Source organism: Spirillospora sp. NPDC048819, assembly GCF_040650055.1.
Classification (GTDB): domain Bacteria; phylum Actinomycetota; class Actinomycetes; order Streptosporangiales; family Streptosporangiaceae; genus Spirillospora.
In genome coordinates this window covers 336224-359892 of sequence record NZ_JBEZGN010000001.1, presented here as the reverse complement: position 1 = coordinate 359892, position 23669 = coordinate 336224, and the positions used below count along the sequence as shown (strand labels likewise).

Here is a 23669-nt window from a genome sequence, read left to right as displayed (position 1 = left end):
GAGGTGCGCAGCAGCGATTTCGGCGTGTCCAGGGCCGGGGCCTCGGCCCTGTACCGCCACCGTGCGCTGGCCGCGGAGCACCGCTGGGAACGGCGTGCGGTGCGGGCCGTGGTGGCCGGCGGCTCGGGGGTCGTCGCGGCCGGTTTGAGTGTTTGGTGGGCGGGGGCCCTGGTGGCCGTTCTCGTCTTCATCGGCCATGCGGTCTATGTGAGGTTCAGGCCGGGGCCCGTGACCAGTTGGCGGCGGGGTGCCTTGGCTGAGCGACGTACCGGCCGGAGGCTGGCCCGTCTGGATCCTGCGGGCTTTCACGTTCTGCATGACAGGGCCTTGCCGAACGGCTCCTCACCCATGGCGAACCTCGACCACCTGGTGGTGGGCCTGTCCGGCATCTACGCGATCGTCAGCCGGCGGCTTCGGTGGGGTGCTCGGTTGCGTCCCGAGCAGCGCCGTCTGTGGGCGGGCCGCAGGCCGGTCGTCGGTGTGACCGGTGTGGCCGCTCGCGCCGCCGACACGGTGGCCGAACTGCTCTCCGCGGAACTGGGTGAGGACGTGCATGTCACCCCGATGGTCGTCGTGCACGGCGCACGTGTGGCGCGGGACGGTGTAGAGCACGAGGGTGTGCTCTTCTATGCGGCCCGGACGATCCCCCGTGCCATCGCGGGAGAGCCGGTCATCTACACCAGCGCACAGGTCGCGACCTTCGCGGCGGCGGCCGAAGAGGTGCTGCCGCCGATGATGGAAATGCTTCTTCCTCTATCGATGGAACTTCGGTCGTAACACCCAAAGGTTCTCATTCGCGACACTCTACAAAAGAGTCACCGAAGAGTAAGAATGGTGTTCGGTATCTGAGTTCGATCTCTTGAAATGGCCTGTAAAGAGCCCCCAGAGCCTTTACCTTTTGTGGCATGAACGACCATCTCCTGGTCGAGGCGCTGTGCGAGCGTGATCCGGGTGCCACGGCCGCCCTGTACGACGCCCATGCCGACCGGCTCTACGCGTACTGCTGGTTCCAACTGCGGAGCCGGGACGCCGCCCAGGTGGCGCTGCGCGACACCCTCCTCGTGGCGGAGGCGCACATCGGCAGGCTGCGCGACCCGGACCGGTTCGCGCCGTGGCTTTACGCCATCGCCCGGCTGGAGTGTGCGCGTCGGCTGCCGCCCAGGGAGCAGCCACCGGACGTGCCGGTCGCCAGCCACGACCAGGAGGACGTCGACCAGCGCATCATGGCCTGGCAGGTGGTCCTGGCGCTGCGCCCGGTCTCACGGGAAATCCTTGAACTGCGGGTCCGTCACCAGTTGTCCGTCCCCGACTTGGCCGCGGTGTTCGACGTACCGCTGAAAGACGCGCAGTCGTCGCTCGACCGTGCGCACGGCGAGCTTGCAGAGGCGTTGACAGCCGAAATGCTCGCGCACCAAGGCCCGTACGGTTGCGCAGAACGTGCCGCGCTGCTGCGCGAACGGCACGGCGCGGACCCGCACCCCCACGACCTGAACGGTCGGCTGATGGAGCACTCGGAGAATTGCTCCGCCTGCGGTGCGTTCCGTCCGCGTACCGTGTCGGCCGCCAAGGTGTACGGACTGCTACCGGAACCCGATCTCGCAGGGGAACTCCGGCTTCGGGTGATGAGCTGTTTCCTCGATCCCGAACTGGTCGGCTACCGGCTCTTCGTCACCACCCGGATCACCGAGTTCACACCTGACGGGTTCCCCGTACAGGTCACGCAGGCTGCACGTCCGCCCTGGGCGTCGAGCCGGGGAGGGCAGTCGTGGCTACGCCGCTTTCGCAGGGCATGTTCCCCGTCGAAGGAGCGCCGGCGTGGGGGCCAAGCCGCCCGGGCCGCCGTGGTGCTCGCAGTGGTGACCCTTTTGTCCGGTGGTGGGATCGCGTCCATGTACGGGCTCTTCGACACCGGACGGCGTGACGCTGACACTGTCGCCGGCCCACGCCCGACCGCTGTTCCCGGCCTGTCGCAGCATCCCGTCCCTGGGGGGCACTCCCAGGACCATCCGGAAGGTGTCGGCTACATCGGTGCACTTCCTGTGTCGGCCACATTCCCGCTCGGTGCGAAAGCCTCGTCCGCGCCGCCGACCGCTCTCCAGACGCCGTCGCCAGCGCCGGTGCCCGTGGATGCTCATTCGAGCTCGGCGGTCAAGAGCACTCTGCTGGTCTCCCCGCTCTTTCTGGACCTGGCAGGGGACTCGGACGGTTCCGTAGACCTACAGGCAGAAGGTGGCCCGGTGACCTGGCGGGCTGTGAGCCAGGCGGCCATTGAGGTTCACCCATCGTCCGGACGTCTGGCGGCCGGGCAAAGAGTGACCGTGCGCGTCCAAGTCTCGCGCCGGTCGAACTCCCTCGGGGACGGCACCATCACGTTCCAGCCTGGCGGGAGCCAGGTGCACGTCACCTGGCGGCCCGACGCTCCAAGCCCGGATCCGACGCCTTCGCCGACGCCGACGGGGCCGAGCCCCGGAAACCCGTCCACACCGCCCGAGACTCACCGTCCGGGCCGCCCGTCGCCCTCACAGAGCGGGACGCCCTCACAGAGCGGGACGCCGTCGTCTCCCGCACCGTCGCCATCTGGGCCGCCGCCCTCCGGTGACGGCCGGGATCCGTCGCCGTCCACCGAGCCGTCATCAAGGGCCACGACCGTCTCTCCCAGTACGGGCTCGTCGTCGGGTCCTTGACGGGAGTGGCGAACGTACCCGCTATTGCCTGAGTCAACTACTCTTCGTAGGTGATCGTTTGCTCTAAGCAGTGCCTGCCGGGGGGAGGACGTGCTCATGGCACTCGGCGCAGCAGAGACCGGTCGCGCGACCTCGTCCCACTCCCGCAGCGTGGCCCTGCGGCTGGCCGCACTGTCCTCCAGCGTGGCGATCTGCGTGAGCATGCCGGCTCCGGCGGTGTCGGCCCATCCGGCGGCGTCCGACCCCGCCCCCGGTGCGGGGGAGGTTGAGCACAGCGAACAGCAGGTCAGAGAACGGGCTGCCGAGGTAGGCAGGACGAAGGCGAAGCTCGCGCAGGCCGACGGCGAACTCGACCGGCTCGCAGTGGCCGCGGCGGCCGCCGTGGAGCGCTACAACGGCGAACGGCTCAAACTGCAACGTTCTCAGCATGCCTACAGGGACGCCCTAGCGCGCCTGGCCGAGGCGAACCGGAGGATGGAGGAGACACGGGCCGGACTGGCGTCGTTCGCCGCGCAGCTCTACCGGAACAACACCGGTTACGACCAGATCTCGTCGGCGCTCGTCGGCGACGGCGGCCCGCAGGGCTTCATGGACCGTGCCGCGATGGTCGAGGTGCTCGTCAAGCGGCGGACCGCGATGGTCCGCCGGGTGGAGGCGTCCAAGACCGTCGCGGACGTGTTCCGCCGCCAGGCGCAGAAGGCGCTCGACGAGCAGGGGGCGGCGACGAAACGTGCCGAGGAGGCCAGGCGGTTCGCGCAGGAGGCGGTGGCCAGGCAACAGGCATCCGTGCAGCGCATCAAGGAGGAAAAGCAGCGCCTGGAGCGGAGCCTTGGAAACGCCCAGGCCCGAGCCGCCCGGCTCAAGCGCGCGCGGGAACGGGCATTGGAGAAGGCGGAAGCACACAAAGTCCGAGATTCCTTCGCTGGTTCAGGACACCCCGCCGAGGGACAGACCACGTCGGTCGCGCGCGGTGCGATCGCGGTGCGTGCGGCGCTCAAATGGCTGGGAACCCCGTATTCGTGGGGTGGAGGCACCACGGCCGGTCCAAGCTACGGCGTGGCGCAGGGCGCGGGTATCCGCGGCTTCGACTGCTCAGGACTGACGATGTACGCGTGGGACAAGGCCGGTGTACGGCTCGACCACTGGACGGGCACGCAGTGGACGTCGGGACCGCACATTCCCATCGACTCACTGCGTCCAGGCGACCTCGTCTTCTTCGCGAGAGACACGTCTGATCCCGGCACCATCCACCATGTGGGCATCTACCTCGACAAGGGCCAGATGGTAGAGGCTCCCTACACCGGTGCCCGGGTCCGCATCTCCAGCATCTATCGGAGCGACCTGATCGGCGCGACCCGTCCCGCCGGCTGAGGCCGTGCCAGGACGCGGAGCCGCTTTCATGCGAGCAGGACCTCCACATGCCGACGGAAGGCGAGAACCCTTCCGCGTGGTTTCCCGTGCGGAAGGGTTCTTCGCGAGTCGTGTCGCGTGGGCGCGGGAGCGGATCGGCGCCGTCTGCGACTCCGGCCGTGGGCGCGCCCCACCGGCGCAGCCGGTCGGCTGAGGCGGGCGTCCGTGCCGGCCGGGCGGTCGGCGCTCAGTGGCCGCCCCGGTCCGCCTCGCGCTTGAGGGAGCGTTCGATCTCCAGCTCCGCCTCGACGCGCCCCACCCAGCTGGCGCCCTCGACGGACTTGCCGGGCTCCAGGTCCTTGTAGACCTCGAAGAAGTGCTGTATCTCCAGCCGGTCGAACTCGGCGACGTGGTGGATATCGCGCAGGTGCTCCTGGCGGGGGTCGGTCGCGGGGACGCACAGGACCTTGTCGTCGCCACCGGCCTCGTCGGTCATCCGGAACATGCCCACGGCGCGGCAGCGGATCAGGCAGCCGGGGAAGGTCGGCTCCTGCAGCAGGACGAGCGCGTCGAGCGGGTCGCCGTCCTCGCCTAGGGTGTTTTCGATGAACCCGTAGTCGGCCGGGTACTGCGTCGAGGTGAACAGCATGCGGTCGAGCCGGATGCGTCCGGTCTCGTGGTCCACCTCGTACTTGTTCCGCTGGCCCTTCGGGATCTCAATGGTGACGTCGAAATCCAAGATGTCCTCCGCTCCCTGCGCGCTCGCAGTGAATAGTCTTTCGGGAACCCGTGGGCGAGGCCGTCCCCACAGGGTGTTCCCTTGTATAAGGATGTCGCACGTTGGTGAGTGCTGAGTGGGAGAGGGGCGGTCGCGTGCCTGGACGGGGCCGTGCCCTCGTGGTTCTGTCGCTGTCCCTCCTTAACGTTTTCGCCGTCACCGCCGGGCTGGCAGTGGCCAAACTCACACCCGACCGTCACCTGTCCCCGCAGCCGCCCAGCGTGGCGGTGCGTGACGTGGTGCGGGTCCCGGCCTCGGTGGCGATCCCCCCGGCCGATCCCGCGTCGGGCCCGTTGCCGGACACGTCCACTCTGGCCGGACGGCTCTCGGCGCTGATCGGCGGCCCCCGCGCGGAGATGAGCGCGGTGGTGATCGACGCGGCTACCGGCCGTTCCCTGTTCGAGTGGCGGTCCCGCCGGCCGGCGACCCCGGCCTCGACGACGAAGCTGGTGACGTCGGTGGCGGCGCTGGCTTCGGTCGGTCCCGCGCACCGGATCACCACACAGGTCGTGCACGGCACCGGTGGCGGAATCGTACTGGTCGGAGGCGGGGATCCTACCTTGACGGCCCTTCCGGCCCGGCCGGGGGCCGGCCATCCGCCCTTTGCGTCCCTGGTGGATCTGGCCCGGCAGACGGCCACGGCGCTGAAGGCGTCCGGTGTGCAGCAGGTGCGCGTGGACTATGACGCGTCCGCCTACGAGGGCCCCCGTACAGCCGCCGGGTGGAAGCCCAATTACATGCCTGACGGTGAGGTCGCCCCTGTCACCGCCTTGACGGTCGACGAAGGCCGCGTGTCTCCAGGGGACCCGTCCAAGAGGACGCGGGTTTCCGATCCACCTGCCGCAGCTGCGAAGCAGTTCGCACGGCTGCTGTCCAGGAACGGGGTGAGCGCGAAGCCCGGTCGCAGGACGATCGCGCAGAAGGGGGCGGTACGGCTCGGTGCCGTCCAGTCACCCCCGATGTCCGCGCTGGTGGAGCATTTGATGACCGAGAGCGACAACGACGTGGCCGAGGCGGTGGCGCGGCAGGTCGCCATCAAGCTGGGCCGTCCGGCGACGTTCGCGGACGCCGCGCAGGCCGTGGAGCAGGTCGTCGCCAGGGTGGGCGTGAGGGAAGGGGTTTCGGTGAACGACGGCAGCGGCCTGTCCACGCGGAACCGCATCACGCCGATGGCGCTGGCCCGTATCGTCTCGCTCGCCGCCGGCGACGACCACCCGGAGCTCCGCGCGGCCGTCACCGGTCTGCCGATCGCCGGGTTCTCCGGGACGCTGAGCCCTCCGCGCTTCACCGGCGCAACAAGCCGGGCGGGGGCCGGGGTCGTCCGCGCCAAGACCGGCACGCTGGCGGGCGTCAGCACGCTGGCAGGGCTCGCCCACGACGCCGACGGCCGGTTGCTCGCCTTCGCCTTCATGGCCGGGGACGGCAAAGGGCCGGTCGATCCCGGGAAGCTCGACCAGCTGGCGGCCGCCGTCGCCGCCTGCGGATGCGGCGGCGCGACGGCAGCCGGGGGCTGAACGGAGTGTGGGCGGGGCCGTACGGGAGATAACCAGGACGGTTGTTCGTTGAACGACTGTGCAGGGGCGCCTCGGCGCCGCGTCCGAAACGTACGGTGGAGTACATGAGCGCCTCAATGATCGACTGGAACGTGGCCGTCCAGGCGGGAACCCGGCTTGTCCGGCCGGGACCGCAGGTCAGCCATGCCGAGGCTCGTGAGGTCGTGGCGGAGCTGCGCGAGCTGTCGAAGATCGCCCACGGGCATGTGCGGGACTTCACCGGCATGGCCTCCGAGCTCGATCCCGATCCGGCGACGATCGTGGACAGGCCTGGCTGGATCCGGGCGAACGTCGACGGATTCCGAGTGGTGCTCGAACCGCTCATGGAGCAGATGACGGAGCGGCGCAGTCCGGGGCCCCTCGGAGGCGCGGGCAACGTGGTCGTCCAGGCCGTCGGTTCGCGCGTCACCGGCATGCAGGTAGGCGCGATCCTCGCGTACATGGCCAGCCGCGTCCTGGGGCAGTACGAACTGTTCCTGCCGCCGGACCCGTCCGGCCAGGCGCCGACAGGACGGCTGACACTGGTCGCCCCCAACATCGTGCACGTCGAGCAGGAGCTCGGTGTGGAGGCGCGCGACTTCCGCCTCTGGGTGTGCCTCCACGAGGAGACGCATCGGGCCCAGTTCACCGGTGTCCCGTGGCTCCGCGAGTACGTGCAAGATCAGATGACCAAGTTCCTGCTCGCGTCCGACCTCGACCCTGGCGTGATGCTGGACCGGATCCGGGACGCGGCCGAGGCCGTCGCCGACGCCGTGCGCGGCGGTGACGCCAACCTCATCGACGCGATCCAAAGCCCGGAGCAGCGCGCGATCCTCGACCGCCTCACCGCGGTGATGACGCTTGTCGAGGGACATGGCGACTACGTGATGGACGCGGTCGGCCCAGAGGTGGTGCCGTCCGTGCAGCAGATCCGTTCACGCTTCCAGGGGCGGCGGGACGGCGGCTCCAAGCTCGACAAGACGATCCGGCGCCTTCTCGGCATCGACCTCAAGATGAAGCAGTACGCGGAGGGTTCGCGGTTCGTCCGACGGGTCGTCACCGAAGTGGGCATGAGCGGGTTCAACCAGGTGTGGCAGTCCCCGGAGACGCTGCCCACCCACGACGAGATCAAGGAGCCGGCCCTGTGGATGGACAGGGTCGTCGGTCCCCGCGCCCTCGACGCGCCCCCCGAGGCCAACGAAGCCTGACCCGGGCCCCGAGCCCGGGGCGCCGGTATCCATCGCGCGTGCGGGGAGCCGCGCAGTGGTAAAGATTCTGCATGGGCCCTGATCCGGCAGTGGCGGCGGTACGTCTCGCGGTACGGCGCGTCCTGGCGGACCTTCCACCAGGGGCGATGGTGCTCGCTGCATGCAGCGGTGGAGCCGATTCCTTGGCGCTCGCCGGTGCGCTGGCATTCGAGGCGCCCAGATCGGGACGTCCGGCGGGCGGGGTGACGATCGACCATGGCCTGCAGCAAGGCTCAGGGGAACGTGCCGACGCCGTAGTACGTGTCATGGCGGACCTTGGCCTGGACCCATCCGGATCGGTCGCGGTCACAGTGAACGGGCCAGGCGGGCCGGAGAACGCCGCCCGCGACGCCCGCTATGCAGCTCTTGACGATGCGGCCGACCGTCTCGGGGCCGCAGCCGTCCTCTTGGGGCACACCATGGACGACCAGGCCGAAACCGTTCTGCTGGGGTTGGCGCGTGGTTCTGGGGCCCGATCGCTGTCCGGCATGCCGACCGGATTCCGCCGCGGGTCCGGCGTCCGCTATGTCAGGCCCCTGCTGGAGGTCGACCGTGCGACCACACGTAGGGCCTGCAAGGCGATGGGGCTGAACCCCTGGGACGACCCTCACAACGTTGATCCCGTCTACGCACGCGTCCGCGTACGACACGAGGCGCTCCCCGTCCTGGAGAAGACGCTCGGCCCCGGTGTGGCCGAGGCTCTGGCGCGGACGGCGAGGATGCTGCGCGACGACGCGGACTGCCTGGAGGAGCTCGCCGCACAGGCCTTCACGGACCTGGAGGCCTCCGAAGACGGGAACGAAGACGGGAACCTTGTTGTCCTCGGTCTCGAAGGGCTCGTCGACCTGCCCAGGGCCGTCCGCACCCGGGTTCTGCGGATGGCCGCCGTCAAGGCCGGAAGCCCACCGGGTACGCTCGCGGCCGTCCATGTCGATGCGGTCGATCGGCTGGTCACGGCCTGGCATGGCCAGCGGCACGTAGACCTGCCCGGGGGGCTGAGAGCCGTCCGGCGGTATGGGAAGCTGCTGTTCGGCCCGGTTTGACATCGCGCCGTGTGCGGCTCGCCACACGAGCCGGCACGACGTGTCCGCCGCGTGGAACGTGTCCGCCGCATGAACGGCGAGATCGTCGCGCGGCTGTGTCCGTCCCACCGGACGGGCGAGGTCTGAGCGATGAGGGTGGGGTTGTGGACGAGAAAGACCTGGGCACGGATCTGGCGAAGGTGCTGATTCCCGAGGCGGACCTTCAGGACAAGGTGCGTGAGCTCGCCGGGCAGATCGACGCCGACTACGCGGGCAAGGACCTGCTCCTCGTCGGGGTCCTGAAGGGCGCCGTCATGGTCATGGCGGACCTGGCGCGGGCGCTGCACACGCCCGCCTCGATGGACTGGATGGCCGTGTCGTCGTACGGCTCGGGGACGAAGTCGTCGGGGGTCGTGCGCATCCTCAAGGACCTCGACACCGACATCCTGGACCGGCACGTCCTGATCGTGGAGGACATCGTCGACTCGGGTCTGACACTGTCGTGGCTGGTCAGCAACCTGCTCTCGCGTGGGCCCGCGTCCCTGGAGATCTGCGCGCTGCTGCGCAAACCGGAGGCGGTCAAGACCGACCTCGACGTGAAGTACATCGGGTTCGACATCCCCAACGAGTTCGTCATCGGCTACGGCCTCGACTACGCGGAGAAGTACCGGAACCTGCCGTTCGTCGGCACGCTCGCCCCTCACGTCTACGGCGGAGACGGCGCGTAGCCTGCGCGTGGCCTCGCCCGCCAGGGAACAAGAGACCGTGACGAATCGTTGCAAAGGTCGTTGACGGGTATATGGAAAGGATGCAGGAGAACAGCGTCGGCTGCGTCTCCTGCGCCCTGCGGTGTACCGTCGGTGTCCCGGACCCTCGGGTTGGGGAGCCACAGGAGGGAAGCCGCTGCGGTGGGTCCGGAGCCCAGGGCGACGGACCTTCGTAAGTCGGATTGTTGGTCGCCCCGGCGTCCGTCCCCCGGGACGGGCGAGGATCGCACACAGACGTTGGTCAGGAGGGACGGGCCCCGGAGGGGTAACCGAATAAATGGACGTGAAGCGCTATTTTCGCGGGCCGCTGCTGTGGATCCTGCTGTTCGGACTCTTGGTCGCCCTTGTCATGTGGGGCATCAACCCTGGCCCCTCGTACGAGAAGGTCGACACCTCCAAGGTCGTCCAGGAGATCAACGCGGGACAGGTGAAGTCCGCCAAGATCATTGACAAAGACCAGCGGATCGAGCTGACGCTGACCAACGGTGAGCATCAGCAGACCTCGTGGGTCGACGGCCAGGGACACCAGTTGCAGCAGGCCCTGCAGAAGCAGGTCGACGCGAACAAGTTGTCCGGCGGCTACGACGTGGAGGTCCCCAAACAGAACTTCTTCCTGAACCTGCTGTTCAGCCTGTTGCCCATCGTCATCATCGTGTTGATCTTCCTGTTCATCATGAACCAGATGCAGGGCGGCGGCTCGAGGGTGATGAACTTCGGCAAGTCCAAGGCCAAGCTCATCACCAAGGACACCCCGAAGACGACCTTCGCCGACGTGGCGGGGGCCGACGAGGCCCTGGAAGAGCTTGAAGAGATCAAGGACTTCCTGCAGAACCCTGCGAAGTTCCAGTCCATCGGCGCCAAGATCCCCAAGGGTGTGCTGCTGTACGGCCCGCCCGGCACCGGTAAGACGCTGCTGGCCCGCGCGGTGGCCGGCGAGGCCGGCGTGCCGTTCTACTCGATCTCCGGCTCGGACTTCGTCGAGATGTTCGTCGGTGTGGGCGCCTCCCGCGTCCGCGACCTGTTCGAGCAGGCCAAGACCAACGCCCCCTCGATCATCTTCATCGACGAGATAGACGCCGTCGGCCGGCACCGCGGCGCCGGTCTCGGCGGCGGCCACGACGAGCGCGAGCAGACCCTCAACCAGCTGCTGGTCGAGATGGACGGGTTCGACGTCAAGGGCGGCGTGATCCTGATCGCGGCGACGAACCGTCCCGACATCCTCGACCCGGCGCTCCTGCGTCCCGGCCGGTTCGACCGCCAGGTCACCGTGGACCGCCCGGACCTGGAGGGCCGCAAGGGCATCCTGAAGGTGCACGGACGCGGCAAGCCGTTCGCCCCGGACGTCGAACTGGACATCATCGCGCGCCGCACCCCGGGCTTCACGGGCGCCGACCTGGCCAACGTGATCAACGAGGCGGCGCTGCTCACCGCCCGCTTCGACCGCAAGCTGATCGACATGGACACCCTTGAGGAGTCCATCGACCGCGTCATGGCGGGGCCCGAGCGCAAGACCCGCGTGATGTCGGAGAAGGAAAAGAAGATCATCGCCTATCACGAGGGCGGGCACGCTCTGGTGGCGCACGCGCTGCCGAACTCCGACCCCGTGCACAAGGTGACGATCCTGCCGCGCGGACGGGCCCTGGGCTACACCATGACCCTGCCGATGGAGGACAAGTTCCTCACCACGCGCTCTGAGATGAACGATCAGCTCGCCATGCTGCTCGGCGGGCGCACCGCGGAGGAACTGGTCTTCCACGAGCCGACGACCGGTGCGGCCAACGACATCGAGAAAGCCAGCTCGATCGCCCGCAACATGGTGACCGAGTACGGCATGAGCGAGCGTCTTGGAGCGCGCAAATTCGGCTCCGGGCAGGGTGAGGTCTTCCTCGGCCGCGACATGGGGCACGAGCGTGACTACTCCGAGGACATAGCGTCCGCGATCGACGACGAGGTCCGCCGCTACATCGAGGCCGCCCACGACACCGCGTGGGAGATCCTCGTGGAGTACCGGGACGTCCTGGACGAGCTCGTCGTCAACCTGATGGAGAAGGAGACCCTGTCCAAGAACCAGGTGCTGGAGATCTTCGCGCCGATCGAGAAGCGGCCGCACCAGAACTCCTACACCGGCTACGGCAAGCGTCTCCCGTCCGACCGTCCTCCCATCCTCACGCGTAAGGAGCTGGCCCTTCTCGGCCCGCAGGACGTTACCGACCTGACCAAGGGCAACGGGCAGAGCGGTGTCTCTTCGGAGGCCGCCGACCCCGCCCAGGGCGAGAGCTGACCGCGTTGGCTGATCCGCAGGACGAAACGTCGGCGCGTGACGAGCCCGGGGGCGTCACACCGTCCCCAGGCTCGTCGTCCGCCGGCGCACAGGCTCAGTGGACCGTGGACGAGGCCGCGCATGACGCGGGCCGGGCCTTCGTCGAGGGCGAGACACCGATCCTGGACAAGCCGCCCGGGTTCGACCACGCACGGATCGAGAAGGCGGTGCGCGAGATCCTGATCGGGATCGGGGAGGACCCCGACCGTAACGGGCTCCGCGAGACACCGGCCAGGGTGGCGCGCGCGTACGCCGAGCAGTTCGCGGGCCTGCGGCAGACGCCGGAGGACGCGCTGACCACGGTGTTCGACGCCGACCATGAAGAGATGGTCTTGGTGAAGGACATCGAGGTGTACTCGGTGTGTGAGCACCACCTGGTTCCCTTCCACGGGGTGGCCCACGTGGGGTACACGCCCAACAAGAAGGGCCAGATCACCGGTCTGTCGAAACTGGCGCGGCTGGTGGACGTGTATGCGCGCCGCCCGCAGGTTCAGGAACGCCTGACCAGTCAGGTCGCCGATGCGCTGATGAGCGTGCTGGAGCCGCGGGGTGCGATCGTGGTGATCGAGGCCGAGCATCTGTGCATGACCATGCGCGGTGTGCGCAAGCCGGGCGCCAAGACGGTGACGTCGGCGGTGCGCGGCGACTTCCGTGATCATCCGGAGACGCGGTCCGAGGCGATGAGCTTGATCCTCGGCCGCTGACGGCCGCCCGCCCGCATTCCGGGCCATCGAACGCCTGAACGGGCCTCAGCGTTGCGCTGAGGCCCGTTCTGCTGATGCCGGACGGGGCGTGCCCGGCCTGCCGAGGCCGGTGGGCCGCAACGGGACCTGCCAAGGCGGGTGCGGCGGAGTGGGGCGTGCCGAGGCGGGTGGGCCGGAGCGGGGCCTGCCGGAGCGGGGTGCGCCGGAACCGGGCCTGCCGGAGCGAGGCGTGCCGGAACCGGGCCTGCCGGAGGGGTGTGCCGGAGCGGGGCGTAACAGGCGGGGAATGGGCGGCGGAGGCGTCGCTCCAGGGGGTTGAGATCAAGGCATAGGGTTGGGTGCCATGACCAGTGCCGTCGTTCCGGGGCTGCCCGCGCCAGGGCGTTGCCTTGTCATGGGCGTGGTCAACGTCACTCCTGATTCGTTCTCGGATGGCGGCGCCTGGTTCGATCCGGAGAAGGCCATCCGGCATGGGCTCGACCTCGTCGCGGAGGGCGCCGACATTGTGGACGTCGGCGGCGAGTCCACCCGGCCTGGCGCGCAGCGTGTGTCCCAGGACGAGGAACTGCGCCGCGTCGTGCCCGTCATAGAGGCCCTCATCGCGGAGGACGTTCCGGTCAGTATCGACACCATGCGCGCTGATGTCGCAGAGGCCGCGCTTGGCGTGGGCGCCCGGTTGGTGAACGACGTCAGCGGTGGCCTGGCCGACCCGGACATGCCCCGTGTGGTCGCCGCCGCGGGCGTCCCGTACGTGGTGATGCATTGGCGGGGGCATAGCCACGACATGCAGACGCGCGCCATCTACGAGGACGTCGTCCGTGAGGTGCGCGATGAGCTGCTGCACAGGGTCGATGCGGTCCTGGGCGAGGGCGTTGACCCTTCGATGATCGTCCTTGATCCCGGCCTGGGTTTCGCCAAGAATCCCGAGGTCGGGCACAACTGGTCGCTGCTCGCGCATCTGGACGCTCTCACCGGTACCGGGTACCCCGTTCTGGTGGGCGCGTCCCGCAAAGGGTTCCTCACGAGGTTGCTCGCCGACTCCGACGGGACGCCCCGCCCGTTCGGCGAATGCGACGACGCCACCGTGGCGGTCACGTCGCTGGTCGCGGCCGCCGGGGCCTGGTGTGTGCGCGTCCACCGAGTCCGTCCGAACGCGGATGCCGTCCGGGTGGCGGCCGCCATGCGCGCGGCGTGTCCCGCCGGTGAAGCGCGTCCCGCCAGCGAAGAGAGTCCTGCACAAGCCGCGGCAGACGGTCGCGCCGACCACGGGAGTTCCCGCCTATGAGCCGTGCCGTGAACCGCGCCGACGTGGACGAGGTCCACGCCGAGTTCTACGCGGCGTTCGAGGCCGGTGACTTCGATCGCATGTCGGACGTATGGGCCGACGGCCCGTACGCGGACGGCGTCTCTTGCGTGCACCCCGGCTGGACGATGCTGCGCGGACGTGAGGAAGTGCTCCGTTCCTGGGCGCTCATCATGGCCAACACCACCTACATCCAGTTCGTGCTGACCGACGTCGAGACCGACGTGTACGGCGATCACGCCGTGGTGACGTGCAAGGAGAACATCCTCACCGCCGACGAGGACACCGAGGCCGGTTTCCTGGCCGGGGGAAGCATCGTGGCCACGAACGTGTTCGTCCGGTCGGACGGGGAGTGGCGGCTTCTGCTGCATCATGGTTCGCCCGTCCTCAACGTCGTGGATGCAGAGGAAGAATGAGTCTGGACCACATCGAACTGCGCGGCCTGCGGGCGCGGGGGCGGCACGGATGCCTGCCCGCGGAGCGTGAGCTGGGGCAGGAGTTCGTGGTGGACGCCGTCCTCGGCCTCGACACCCGCCCGGCCGCGGCCGGGGACGACCTCTCGCGTACCGTCGACTACGGAACGCTCGCCGGCCGCCTGGTCGCCGTCGTCGAAGGGGAGCCCGTCAACCTCCTTGAAACGCTGGCCGACCGGCTGGCGACAATATGTCTGGAAGATGCGACGGTGTGTGAGGTCGAGATCACCGTCCACAAGCCGAGCGCCCCGGTGCCGCACCCCTTCACGGACGTCGCCGTGAAGATCAGGAGGAGTCGCCAATGACAGCGTCCGACCGCATGCCCGACCGCACCGCCACCGGCGGCCACATGCTGGTCCAGCACCGCGTCGTGTTCTCGATCGGCAGCAACCTCGGAGACCGCCTGGACAACATCCAGGAGGCGGTGGACGCGCTGTTCGATGCACCCGGCTTGAACTTCGTGGCGTTCTCCCCGGTCTACGAGACGCCGCCGTACGCGCCGCCCGGTGAGACCATCCCCGACCAGGGAGACTTCCTCAACGTGGTGGTCGTGGCCGATACGCGGCTGCCACCGGAGAACCTGCTGGAACGCGTGTTGAACATAGAGACGTCGATGCGGCGGGAACGCGTGGTCCGCTGGGGTCCCCGCACACTCGACATCGACATCGTCGTGTTCGGGGACGTCACGTCCGACGACCCCGATCTGACGCTCCCGCACCCCCGCGCGCACGAGCGGGCGTTCGTCCTCGTCCCTTGGGCCGACATCGAGCCGGACGTGCTGCTGCCCGGGCACGGCCGCGTCGGTGATCTCGCCCAGGCCAAACAGTCGGAGGGTGGCCCGTCGGCCATTCGCCGCCGGGAGGACCTGGCACTTCAGCAGCCTGCATGAAACCGTCCCGGCCGCTGTTCCTCATCGCGCTCGTGGCCGTCGTCGCGGTGATCACCTGGGCGGTGCTGCGTTCGGCCTACATGTCGCTGCCTCCGCTGCCGTGGACCGCGGTGCCGACGCTGCTGCTCCTCGCCCTCGGCGAGGGGCTCACGGGCGTGAACGTGCTGCGCCGCCTGCGCCGAAAACCCATGGAAGGGCGCCGGTCCGACCCGAACCGGAGACCGGCGCCCAAGCCGCTGGAGCCCATGGCGGTGGCGCGGCTGGCCGCCCTGGCCAAGGCCAGCGCGCACTCCGCGGCGGTCATCGCCGGAGTCTTCGCCGGGTTCGCCGCCAGCCTCGCCTCGTCGCTCGACAAGGCGACCCCCCGCCAGGACTTCTTCGTCAGCGGCGGCACGTTCCTCGCCGCGGTCGTCCTGGTGGGGGCGGCGATCTTCCTGGAGTACGCGTGCCGCGTCCCCAAGGACCCGGACGAGGAGGAACGCGACCGCGGCGCATCCCGGGCCTAGGGGCTTGCGCAAGCTGGGGCGTGTGCAGTCCGGGCGCTTGCGCGCAGGCTAGGGCTTGAGCAGATAGGGGACGCTGGCGGTGAGGAAGCGTCGCGGGAACTCGTCCCGTAGGCGCCATAGGCCGGCGTCGATGACGAAGTGGGCCATCACAGCCCCGAGGTAGGCGCCGTAGAGCGCCCGCTCCCAGAGAAGCGGCGAACCATGCATGTGGGATGCCTGGTCGAGCGCGATGCCACCGAGCAGGGCGATGGCGACCATGACGCAGAGTCCGGTCAGTCCGGAGCGGGCTCGCCTGGGCGCGCCTGACACCAGGCCGACGATGAGCAGGTACTGGTAGCCGTGCGCGATCGTCAGGCCCGCGACCGCCGCGTAAGGGGAGTCGAAGATGAAGACCGGGGCGAAGAACAGTAGCGAGATCAGGTAGATGGCCGTGAACGCGGCCGGACGTCCGTCCCGCCTTGCCAGCGCGTAGAGCCCGATGGCGACGCCTACGGCGAACACGGCGAAAGCCACCGGGAACATGAATCTGAGCGGTGGGTCTATGCCGAGCTGGAGAAGTTCCGGGTGGACGAGGAGGGCCGCGATCCCGCCCGCCCCGGCCAACATGATCGCCCGCCGTTCGAGCGGGCGGACGGACCCGGCCCGTTGCGCGACCCCGGCCAGCGCCGCCATCCCGAGGTTCTGCTTCTGGAAATGGAAGAACTGCCAGGCCAGGTAAGCCAGTAGCGCCCACTGCACCTGCGCGTAGGGGACGATCGTCGCGGCCAGCGCCGTCCCGAGGACCAGCGCCACCGGCGCGATCACATAACGGCCGCGGTGCGCCGCGGCGTGCGCGCGGATCTCCGGGAGCGTGAAGAACCAGCCGGTCGAGGCGACGTGCACGGACGAGCCGAGGAACAGCAGCGTGCCGAGCGCGCGGCCCGGCGAGTCCGAGCCGTCCGGGGCGAGCATGATCGCTCCGGCGAACGCGCCCGCCGACAGCAGGGCCGTGCCCAGCAGCCAGGTGCGGCGCAGCGTCCGGAACGTCCGGACGGGTGCGGGACCGGGCCCCTGGACGACGGCCTGCCGCCCGTGGGAGGACGCTGCCGGCGCTGCGGTGAGCGCCGTGTTCAGGCCCTCGGTCGGCTGGGTCACGGCGGCGGCTACCCGCCGCCGCAGAGGCCGGCGGCTCCGGCGGGGCTCGCCAGAACCAGGAACATGCCGCCGATGACGATGAGCCCGGCGAGCACGGCGAGCGGAACGACCACGGCCGGCCAGACTCCCCGTCGCGCCTTGGGCCTGCCCCCGGACGCCTGCGTGCGACCCCAGTCCGTCCACTGCTGCTCCGGCGAAGCCATCTGGTGCTCCGGCGAGGCCAACTGCTCGTCTGGCGGCGACCACTGCCGCTCAGGGGGGACGGTGCGCGCGGTGTGCGGCGGGCCCTCGATCATCTGCGTCATCGGCGACTCCTCACGTCGTGTGCTTTGACGCGACCGAATGGCGACCGGTTCGGAGGGACTTTTTCGCGGACGCCGCGCAGGTGCCCGTACCGATCACTCGCCCGTGCGGCTCACCGGACGTGAGGCGTGTGTCATTTGTCGATGTCGCCTACGACGAAGAACATCGAGCCCAGGATCGCGATCATGTCGGCCACCAGGTTGCCGGGCAGCAGTTCCGTCAGGACCTGGATGTTGTTGAACGACGCGGACCGCAGTTTCATCCGCCATGGGGTCTTCTCGCCGCGCGACACGAGGTAGTAGCCATTGATGCCCAGGGGGTTCTCCGTCCAGGCATAGGTGTGGCCCTCCGGGACCTTCAGCATTTTCGGGAGCCTCTGGTTGATGGGGCCGGGCGGGAGTTCCGCCATACGGTCGAGGCAGGCGTCGGCGAGGTCGAGGGACGCGTGCACCTGGTCGAGCAGGCACTCGAACCGGGCCAGGCAGTCGCCCTCCGACCGGGTGACGACACGGACGTCGAGGTCGCCGTAGGCGAGGTACGGCTCGTCCCGGCGAAGGTCGAAATCCAGACCCGACGCACGGGCGATGGGCCCCGACACCCCGTACTGCAGGATCTGCTCCTGTGTGAGCACGCCGACGTCTCTCGTCCGGGCACGGAAGATCTCGTTGCCCATGATGATGTCGTCGATGTCGCCCATGCGGGAACGGACCTCGGACACCGCCGTCCGCGCGCGCGCCGCCCAACCGGCGGGAAGCTCCTCCTTCAGGCCGCCGACCCGGTTGAACATGTAGTGCATTCGTCCGCCGGAGACCTCCTCCATCACCCTCTGCAATGCCTCACGCTCACGGAACGCGTAGAAGACCGGAGTGATGGCGCCCATTTCGAGCGGATACGAGCCGAGGAACATCAGATGGTTGAGGATCCGGTTGAGCTCGGCGAGCAGCGTCCTCGTCCATACGGCGCGGACCGGGACCTCCATGCCGAGCATCCGCTCGACGGCGAGGACGACGCCGAGCTCACTGGAGAACGCCGACAGCCAGTCATGCCGGTTCGCCAGGACGATGATCTGCCGGAAGTCGCGGACCTCGAAGAGCTTCTCCGCCCCACGGTGCATGTAGCCGACGATGGGTTCGGCCGCCGATATCCGCTCGCCGTCCAAGGTCAGCTTGAGCCGGAGCACGCCGTGCGTGGACGGGTGCTGGGGGCCGATGTTCAGCGTCATGTCCTCGGTGGCGAGCTCCTTGGCGCCCGCACCGATCCCCACGATCCGTTCGGTGGTCATGGTCGCGCCTCCGCCGCTCCGATCACTGCTTCATGGTCCCATGGCGAGCGGTACTCGTTATCCGGTTGACTAGGGGGCAATGAACGCGAGCCATGGCGAACCGCCTTACGAGCCCGCCGCGAACCCTGGACAGCAGGGGGCGGCGCACCCGCCCGCGCCGCCGGGCCCGGGTCATGGCGGTCAACCGCCAGGCCAGCCTGCTCAAGGACAGGCGCCGGGTCAAGGCCAGGTACCGGCACACTACCCGCCGCACCAGCAGCCCTCCGGTCCACCCGTCTACCAGGCGGACCAGGCGTTCGCGCCCGGTGGGGGCCTGCACTGGTCGCCCATATCCAAACGCCATGCCTTGCAGCGGCTCCTCACCGCCGTTCTGTGGGCGATTCCGGTCGGCGGTGTGGGCGGGTTCATCGTGTGGGGCAACGGCGGCCTGATACCCGCCGTCATGTGGATTGCCGCCGTTCTGCTGGGGGTCGTCCTCACCTGGCTGGTGGCCGAACTCGACCGCCGGGCCTACGGCTACGTCGAGCGTGCGGACGACCTCATCGTCACCCACGGAGTGTTCGTCAAGCGCCTCATCGTCGTCCCGTACGGGCGGATGCAGTTCGTGGACGTCACGGCGGGGCTTCTGGAGAGGTGGATGGGCATCGCCACCGTCCGGATGCACACCGCCGCAGCGGCAACGGACGCGACCATCCCGGGCCTGCCGACCTCTGAGGCCGCCCTGCTGCGCGACCGCCTCGCCCGGAAGGGCGAGGAACGGAGCATGGGGCTATGAGCGGCCCTTACGGCCCATACGGACCGCCCGGACCGCCGGGACCACCTGGACCGCGAGGCCCATACGGACCGCATGGCCCTCAGGGCCGTCCGGGACCGCCTTATGGGCCGCGCCCTCCGTACGGTCCACCGCCGGGTCCTCCTTCCGGCCCTCCTCCCGGCCCTCCTCCCGGCCCGCCGTACGGTCCGCCTCGTCCTCCGTACGGCTACGGCCCCCAGCCCGGCCACCGTCCGCCCATCCGGTTCTCGGAGGGCACGCACAGGCTTCACTGGGCGACGGTGCCCCTGCGCGCGTTCATCTTCCTCATCATCTACTTCGTGCTGCTCGGCTTCCCTCTTCTGCTGACCCAGACGGACGACGGCATCATCCTGGCGCTCACCCCAGAGGTCCTTGCCAGATTCCTCATCGTGACCGTTCCCATGGGGTTGATCGCAGTGGGGACGGGTGTCTGGACGTGGCTTGCGCTGCGTTTCCGTGTCGACGGAGACGACCTCGTCGTCGAGACCGGTCTGCTCCGCAAGAACAAGCGCCGGATCCCGCTTTCGCGCATTCAGGCGATCGACCTGGTCCGTCCCCTGGTGACGCGGGTGTTCGCCCTGGCCGAAGTGCGGGTCGAACTGGCCGGCGGCGAGCGCAGCGAAATCGCCCTCCGCTACCTGGGACGGCACTCCGCCCAGCAGCTCCGCGCAGAACTCCTCGCCCGCGCCGCCGGACTGCCGGGCCACACGCCGGAGGCCCCTGAAAGGCATCTGTGGCGGGTCTCGTTCGGGACCCTGCTCGCGTCCCTGCTTCTCCGGCTGCCCGTCCTCGGCACGGTCCTGCTCTTCCTCGCGTCGCTGATGTTCCTCGTGATGTACGCGGAGGGCGGCATCCTGGCCGTGACCCTCCCCGTCCTGCTCGGGCTCATCCGGGCGGTGATCGCACCCCTGGTGATGTACGCCAACTTCACGGTCGCGATGTCACCGGACGGTATCCGCCTCCGCTACGGACTCCTGGAAACCAGGATGCAGACGCTCCCTCCCGGCCGCGTCCAGGCCGTCAGCATCGTCGAGCCGTCGATCTGGCGCAGCCTCGGCTGGGCGCGCGTGGAGGTCACCGTCGCCGGCTACGCGGGCGAGCGCCAGGCCCTGTCCTCGACGTTGCTGCCCGTCGCGCCCCGGCACGTCGCCATGCATCTCGTCTCGCAGGTGTTCCCCGGCACCCATGTCGACGCCGTCCCCCTCCTTCCGGCGTCCTCGAAGGCCGTGGCGATCGACCGCGCGGACGGCGCCGGCACCGATGACGTCGTCTTCGTGACCCGGCACGGCTGGCCGTGCCGCCGAACCGACGTCATCGCCCATGCCCGCGCGCAATCCGTCCGCCTCACCGTGAACCCGTTCCAGCGCCTTCTCGGCCTGGCCAGCGTGCACGTCGACGCACCTCCGGGACCCGTCCAGGTCACCGCCGCCGACCGCGAGTTGGGCGAGGCCCGGGCGATCGTCGAATCGACCGCCGGCCGTGCCTTGGCCGCCCGCCAGGCTGACGGCGGAGACCCCACCCGCTGGGCCCGCTGACGCCCTCTCCACAAGACGCCTCATCCCACAAGACGCCAAGACGCCTCGTCCACGGCGACGACTTATCCACAGAATCGCGTTCTACTTCTCCGTCCTCCCCGAATCCCCGAAGGTGGGGTCTCAGGGAGCCACCGCGATCGCGTGGAAGGGGGTGTCGCCGAAGGGGACCTCGCGCGAGGTGAAGGCGATCTTGCCCGGGTGCAGTCCACGGTCGCGCAGGTCGCTGATGATCTGCGGAATGGCGTCGATGGACGCCTGCGCCCAGTCGTGCATCAGGAAGATGCCGCCGGGCTGAAGCGACCGCGCGGCCGCCACGATGTCGTCGGTGGTCGCTCCGGCCCAGTCTCGGGAGTCGACCGTCCACAGCACTTCAAGCAGATTCAGGCGCGCTTCGTCGGCCCTGACCTGGTCATTGGTTTCACCGTAGGGCGGCCGGAACAGCGCGGGCCACTCCCCGGTGATGCGGTGCAGGGTCCGCTGGGCGCCGAGGATCTCACCGAGCGCGGCTCCGCCGACTTCGGTGAGATGGGGATGCGTGCAGGTGTGGTTGCCGATCCACATCCCGGCCTCCTGCTGGGCACGGACGAGCCCGGGCTCGGCTTCGGCGTGGTCGCCCTGGTTGAAGAAGGTCGCCCTGGCGCCGGCGGCCCGAAGCCTGTCCAGCAGAGTCGGCAGCGTCGCAGGCGTCGGCCCATCGTCGAAGGTGAGCGCGACGTACCTCTCCGGACGCGACCCTCGCCGGGACAGCCGGGGTTCGGGTTCCGATGGAGGCGTCGAGGGGTGGTGCGCGCCGGAGGCCGGCCTGGCCGGGGCTGTAGCCGGAACGGGGCCGTGAAGGGAGTCATCCGCGGTCGTGGCGGGGATCGCAGTGCGCATTGTTGACCGAAATGTTTCGAAAGGATGTCGGAGGTTGGTCGGTAACGTACGCGACGCCGAACGCGGGGTCAATGGTGCCGAATGTCGTGCAGGTCTGGGAGCAGATCTATCCCGACGTGATCTCGTCGTTTCTGTGGGTGTCCAGAAATCGGTTCTTGACGGACTGATCAGTGCGACGTACGTTCTTCGAGAATTCGAAAACCTTCGAAAGATTTCGAAGTCCGCACCTCGGTTCGCAGAGTCGATCGGAGACCTGTGGTGAGACGCTTCCTTCCCAGATCATTGCCGGTGCCGCCGCACATCCAGGTCGGGCGACGGGCGTTGAAGGCCGGCGCGTCCGTCCCGCGGGATCACGAGACGCCGATGCGCGGCAGGGCCGCCGCCGTCGTGGTGCTCGCGCTGGCCCTCGTCGCGGCATCGTTCTCGATCACCATGAGGGGCGCGGAGGGCGCGCCCCGTGCGGCCGACGGCCGGGCCGCGCCGGAGATCCACGGCCACTGGGTCGACAGCTGGGCGTCGATGCCGCAGCTGACCGAGCCCCACAACATGCCGCCTCCGCCGTTCACGCAGGACGACGTGGTCCTCGACGACGCCACGCTGCGTCAGACCATCCGCGTCTCGGTCGGCGGACGCAACATGCGGCTGCGGTTCTCCAACGCGTTCGGGGGCGCGGAACTGCCCATCACCAAGGTCTCGGTGGCGCTGCCGGACGGCGGCCAGGCGGGCGTCGACGCGATCCAGCCGGGGACGTCCCGTCCGGTGACCTTCAACGGCGGGCCGTCGGCGGTCATCCCGGTCGGTGCGCAGATGGTCTCCGACCCGTTGCGGTTCCCGGTGGCGCCGCGGTCCATCCTGACCGTGACGCTCTACCTGGCGGACGGCCAGGCCTCCACCGACATCACCTCCCATCCGGGGTCCAGAACCAGTTCATTCCTGGTGGCAGGCGACCACGTCGGGGACACCGGTCTGCCCGGGGCGACCCGCACCGATCACTGGTACTTCCTCAGCGGTGTCGAGATGTGGGCCGGGCCGTCGACGGCGGCGGCGGTCATGCTGGGCGACTCGCTCACGGACGGGCGGGGCTCGACGACCAACGGGAACGACCGCTGGCCGGATCAGTTGCTGGACCGGCTGCAGTCCCAGCCGGGCACGCCCGACATCGCCATCGTGAACCAGGCGGCAGGCGGCAACCGGGTCCTCCATGACGGGCTGGGCCCGAACGTTCTCGCCCGGCTGGATCGCGATGTACTGGCCCAGAGCGGCGTCCAATGGCTGGTCGTCTTCGAGGGCGTCAACGACATCGGCACCGCCGAAGCCGCCCCGGGGGCCCAGAAGCAGGTCGCCGACAGGCTGATCGCCGCCTACGAGCAGATCATCGTCCGCGCTCACGCGCAGGGCATCCGGGTGTACGGCGCGACGCTCACCCCGTTCGGCGGCAACACCATGTACGACGACGAGAACGGATACCGCGAGGAGGCCCGCCAGACCGTCAACCGGTGGATCCGCACGAGCCGCCGCTTCGACGCCGTCATCGACTTCGACCGGGCCTCGCGTGATCCGGCCGATCCGCGGCGTCTGCGCCCGGCGTTCGATACCGGCGACCACCTGCACCTGAACCCCGCCGGCTACAAGGCCCTCGCCGACGCCGTCCCGGCCCGCCTCTTCCGGCAGCGCCCCCTGCCACCGACCTTCGGCTTCGAGTGAGCGCCGGGACCACGCCGGCTGCGGCGGACGCGCTCCGCGGGTTCGGCCTCTCACGCCGAGTCGGACCGGCGAGCACGCCGCCGGTGGTATCGCGGCACTCGTCAGGCGGAGCGGGTGACGCGGCTCTCCCCGGTGGTGCGGGTGACGCGGCTCTCCCCGGTGGTGCGGGTGACGCGGCTCTCCCCGGTGGTGCGGGGGATGGGGCTCTCCCCGGTGGTGCGGGGGATGCGGGTCTGCCCGGTGGTGCGGGGGATGCGGGTCTGCCCGGTGGTGCGGGGGATGCGGGTCTGCCCGGTGGTGCGGGGGATGCGGGTCTGCCCGGTGGTGCGGGGGATGCGGGTCTGCCCGGCGGTGCGGGGGACGCGGATCTTCCTGGCGGAGCGGGTGACGCCGCTCTCCTCGGCGGAGCGGTCGGCGGACGTGGCCTGGCAGGTCACGAAAGGTGATCGCGACATGAGCAGGGCGCC

Annotated in this window: 23 protein-coding genes; 17 read left to right on the top strand and 6 right to left on the bottom strand. The window is 69.4% G+C overall.

Annotated elements, in window-relative coordinates; translation table 11 throughout:
• Positions 1 to 3 precede the first annotated feature (3 nt).
• The 3 genes from AB0C35_RS01795 to AB0C35_RS01785 all read left to right on the top strand — a co-directional run bounded on the left by AB0C35_RS01795 (position 4) and on the right by AB0C35_RS01785 (position 4055).
• On the top strand, positions 4 to 777 hold the full coding sequence (locus AB0C35_RS01795) for a nuclease-related domain-containing protein (RefSeq protein WP_358449364.1): 774 nt from the start codon (positions 4 to 6) through the stop codon (positions 775 to 777).
• 128 nt (positions 778 to 905) lie between these two features.
• On the top strand, positions 906 to 2684 hold the full coding sequence (locus tag AB0C35_RS01790; protein WP_358449362.1) for a sigma-70 family RNA polymerase sigma factor: 1779 nt from the start codon (positions 906 to 908) through the stop codon (positions 2682 to 2684).
• Between the two features lie 150 nt (positions 2685 to 2834).
• Entirely contained in the window at positions 2835 to 4055 is a 1221-nt protein-coding gene (locus tag AB0C35_RS01785; RefSeq protein ID WP_358449360.1) for an NlpC/P60 family protein, read from the top strand.
• A gap of 226 nt (positions 4056 to 4281) precedes the next feature.
• On the opposite strand, the gene AB0C35_RS01780 is transcribed toward AB0C35_RS01785, so the two are convergent.
• Positions 4282 to 4773 carry an inorganic diphosphatase gene (locus tag AB0C35_RS01780; protein ID WP_358449358.1) on the bottom strand — a complete coding sequence of 164 codons (492 nt, stop codon included), beginning with the start codon at positions 4771 to 4773 and terminating at the stop codon, positions 4282 to 4284.
• 134 nt (positions 4774 to 4907) lie between these two features.
• Between AB0C35_RS01780 and dacB the strand changes: the two genes are divergently transcribed.
• The 11 genes from dacB (at position 4908) to AB0C35_RS01725 (ending at position 15575) form a co-directional block, all read left to right on the top strand.
• Positions 4908 to 6326, top strand: coding sequence for a D-alanyl-D-alanine carboxypeptidase/D-alanyl-D-alanine-endopeptidase (gene dacB / locus AB0C35_RS01775; RefSeq protein WP_358449356.1), 1419 nt, complete (start codon positions 4908 to 4910; stop codon positions 6324 to 6326).
• 116 nt (positions 6327 to 6442) lie between these two features.
• Positions 6443 to 7552: a zinc-dependent metalloprotease gene (locus AB0C35_RS01770; protein ID WP_358449845.1), complete on the top strand. Its 1110-nt coding sequence runs from the start codon at positions 6443 to 6445 to the stop codon at positions 7550 to 7552.
• Positions 7553 to 7623: 71 nt separating this feature from the next.
• Positions 7624 to 8634, top strand: a complete 1011-nt coding sequence (tilS, locus tag AB0C35_RS01765) for a tRNA lysidine(34) synthetase TilS (protein WP_358449354.1) — start codon at positions 7624 to 7626, stop codon at positions 8632 to 8634.
• A gap of 143 nt (positions 8635 to 8777) precedes the next feature.
• On the top strand, positions 8778 to 9341 hold the full coding sequence (gene hpt / locus AB0C35_RS01760; RefSeq protein ID WP_358449352.1) for a hypoxanthine phosphoribosyltransferase: 564 nt from the start codon (positions 8778 to 8780) through the stop codon (positions 9339 to 9341).
• 316 nt (positions 9342 to 9657) lie between these two features.
• Positions 9658 to 11661, top strand: coding sequence for an ATP-dependent zinc metalloprotease FtsH (gene ftsH, locus AB0C35_RS01755; RefSeq protein ID WP_358449350.1), 2004 nt, complete (start codon positions 9658 to 9660; stop codon positions 11659 to 11661).
• A gap of 158 nt (positions 11662 to 11819) precedes the next feature.
• Positions 11820 to 12404, top strand: a complete 585-nt coding sequence (folE, locus tag AB0C35_RS01750) for a GTP cyclohydrolase I FolE (RefSeq protein WP_358449843.1) — start codon at positions 11820 to 11822, stop codon at positions 12402 to 12404.
• 343 nt (positions 12405 to 12747) lie between these two features.
• A complete protein-coding gene (gene folP / locus AB0C35_RS01745; protein WP_358449348.1) occupies positions 12748 to 13689 on the top strand; it encodes a dihydropteroate synthase in 942 nt (313 codons plus the stop codon).
• Positions 13686 to 14123, top strand: coding sequence for a nuclear transport factor 2 family protein (locus tag AB0C35_RS01740; RefSeq protein WP_358449346.1), 438 nt, complete (start codon positions 13686 to 13688; stop codon positions 14121 to 14123). The genes folP and AB0C35_RS01740 overlap by 4 nt, the downstream gene beginning before the upstream one ends.
• On the top strand, positions 14120 to 14485 hold the full coding sequence (gene folB, locus AB0C35_RS01735; protein ID WP_358449344.1) for a dihydroneopterin aldolase: 366 nt from the start codon (positions 14120 to 14122) through the stop codon (positions 14483 to 14485). The genes AB0C35_RS01740 and folB overlap by 4 nt, the downstream gene beginning before the upstream one ends.
• The gene (gene folK / locus AB0C35_RS01730) at positions 14482 to 15069 is read left to right on the top strand and encodes a 2-amino-4-hydroxy-6-hydroxymethyldihydropteridine diphosphokinase (protein WP_358449342.1); all 588 of its coding nucleotides are present in this window, start codon (positions 14482 to 14484) and stop codon (positions 15067 to 15069) included. Before folB ends, folK begins: the two co-directional genes overlap by 4 nt.
• On the top strand, positions 15066 to 15575 hold the full coding sequence (locus AB0C35_RS01725; protein WP_358449340.1) for a DUF3180 domain-containing protein: 510 nt from the start codon (positions 15066 to 15068) through the stop codon (positions 15573 to 15575). Before folK ends, AB0C35_RS01725 begins: the two co-directional genes overlap by 4 nt.
• Before the next feature lie 48 nt (positions 15576 to 15623).
• Here the strand turns inward: AB0C35_RS01725 and AB0C35_RS01720 are convergent, their stop codons facing one another.
• The 3 genes from AB0C35_RS01720 to AB0C35_RS01710 form a co-directional block, all read right to left on the bottom strand.
• Positions 15624 to 16709, bottom strand: coding sequence for a hypothetical protein (locus AB0C35_RS01720; RefSeq protein WP_358449338.1), 1086 nt, complete (start codon positions 16707 to 16709; stop codon positions 15624 to 15626).
• Between the two features lie 8 nt (positions 16710 to 16717).
• Positions 16718 to 17014, bottom strand: coding sequence for a hypothetical protein (locus tag AB0C35_RS01715; protein ID WP_358449336.1), 297 nt, complete (start codon positions 17012 to 17014; stop codon positions 16718 to 16720).
• Positions 17015 to 17145: 131 nt separating this feature from the next.
• Positions 17146 to 18294, bottom strand: a complete 1149-nt coding sequence (locus tag AB0C35_RS01710; RefSeq protein WP_358449334.1) for an NADH-quinone oxidoreductase subunit D — start codon at positions 18292 to 18294, stop codon at positions 17146 to 17148.
• Positions 18295 to 18640: 346 nt separating this feature from the next.
• Between AB0C35_RS01710 and AB0C35_RS01705 the strand changes: the two genes are divergently transcribed.
• Together AB0C35_RS01705 and AB0C35_RS01700 are read left to right on the top strand one after the other, a co-directional pair.
• Positions 18641 to 19069: a PH domain-containing protein gene (locus AB0C35_RS01705; protein WP_358449332.1), complete on the top strand. Its 429-nt coding sequence runs from the start codon at positions 18641 to 18643 to the stop codon at positions 19067 to 19069.
• 278 nt (positions 19070 to 19347) lie between these two features.
• Positions 19348 to 20622, top strand: a complete 1275-nt coding sequence (locus AB0C35_RS01700; RefSeq protein ID WP_358449330.1) for a PH domain-containing protein — start codon at positions 19348 to 19350, stop codon at positions 20620 to 20622.
• Positions 20623 to 20742: 120 nt separating this feature from the next.
• Here the strand turns inward: AB0C35_RS01700 and AB0C35_RS01695 are convergent, their stop codons facing one another.
• Positions 20743 to 21498, bottom strand: a complete 756-nt coding sequence (locus AB0C35_RS01695; RefSeq protein ID WP_358449328.1) for a polysaccharide deacetylase family protein — start codon at positions 21496 to 21498, stop codon at positions 20743 to 20745.
• 258 nt (positions 21499 to 21756) lie between these two features.
• On the opposite strand from AB0C35_RS01695, the gene AB0C35_RS01690 reads away from it, so the two are divergent.
• Positions 21757 to 23202 carry an SGNH/GDSL hydrolase family protein gene (locus AB0C35_RS01690; RefSeq protein WP_358449326.1) on the top strand — a complete coding sequence of 482 codons (1446 nt, stop codon included), beginning with the start codon at positions 21757 to 21759 and terminating at the stop codon, positions 23200 to 23202.
• 101 nt (positions 23203 to 23303) lie between these two features.
• Here AB0C35_RS01690 and AB0C35_RS01685 read toward each other — a convergent pair whose 3' ends face one another.
• Positions 23304 to 23639 carry a hypothetical protein gene (locus AB0C35_RS01685; protein WP_358449324.1) on the bottom strand — a complete coding sequence of 112 codons (336 nt, stop codon included), beginning with the start codon at positions 23637 to 23639 and terminating at the stop codon, positions 23304 to 23306.
• Between the last annotated feature and the right edge of the window lie 30 nt (positions 23640 to 23669).

Coding starts and splice junctions, on each gene's coding strand:
- AB0C35_RS01790 (WP_358449362.1), top strand. CDS start 906: ATGAACGACCATCTCCTGGTCGAGGCGCTGTGCGAGCGTGATCCGGGT.
- AB0C35_RS01770 (WP_358449845.1), top strand. CDS start 6,443: ATGATCGACTGGAACGTGGCCGTCCAGGCGGGAACCCGGCTTGTCCGG.
- tilS (WP_358449354.1), top strand. CDS start 7,624: ATGGGCCCTGATCCGGCAGTGGCGGCGGTACGTCTCGCGGTACGGCGC.
- ftsH (WP_358449350.1), top strand. CDS start 9,658: ATGGACGTGAAGCGCTATTTTCGCGGGCCGCTGCTGTGGATCCTGCTG.
- folP (WP_358449348.1), top strand. CDS start 12,748: ATGACCAGTGCCGTCGTTCCGGGGCTGCCCGCGCCAGGGCGTTGCCTT.
- AB0C35_RS01740 (WP_358449346.1), top strand. CDS start 13,686: ATGAGCCGTGCCGTGAACCGCGCCGACGTGGACGAGGTCCACGCCGAG.
- folB (WP_358449344.1), top strand. CDS start 14,120: ATGAGTCTGGACCACATCGAACTGCGCGGCCTGCGGGCGCGGGGGCGG.
- folK (WP_358449342.1), top strand. CDS start 14,482: ATGACAGCGTCCGACCGCATGCCCGACCGCACCGCCACCGGCGGCCAC.
- AB0C35_RS01725 (WP_358449340.1), top strand. CDS start 15,066: ATGAAACCGTCCCGGCCGCTGTTCCTCATCGCGCTCGTGGCCGTCGTC.
- AB0C35_RS01715 (WP_358449336.1), bottom strand. CDS start 17,014: ATGACGCAGATGATCGAGGGCCCGCCGCACACCGCGCGCACCGTCCCC.
- AB0C35_RS01710 (WP_358449334.1), bottom strand. CDS start 18,294: ATGACCACCGAACGGATCGTGGGGATCGGTGCGGGCGCCAAGGAGCTC.
- AB0C35_RS01695 (WP_358449328.1), bottom strand. CDS start 21,498: ATGCGCACTGCGATCCCCGCCACGACCGCGGATGACTCCCTTCACGGC.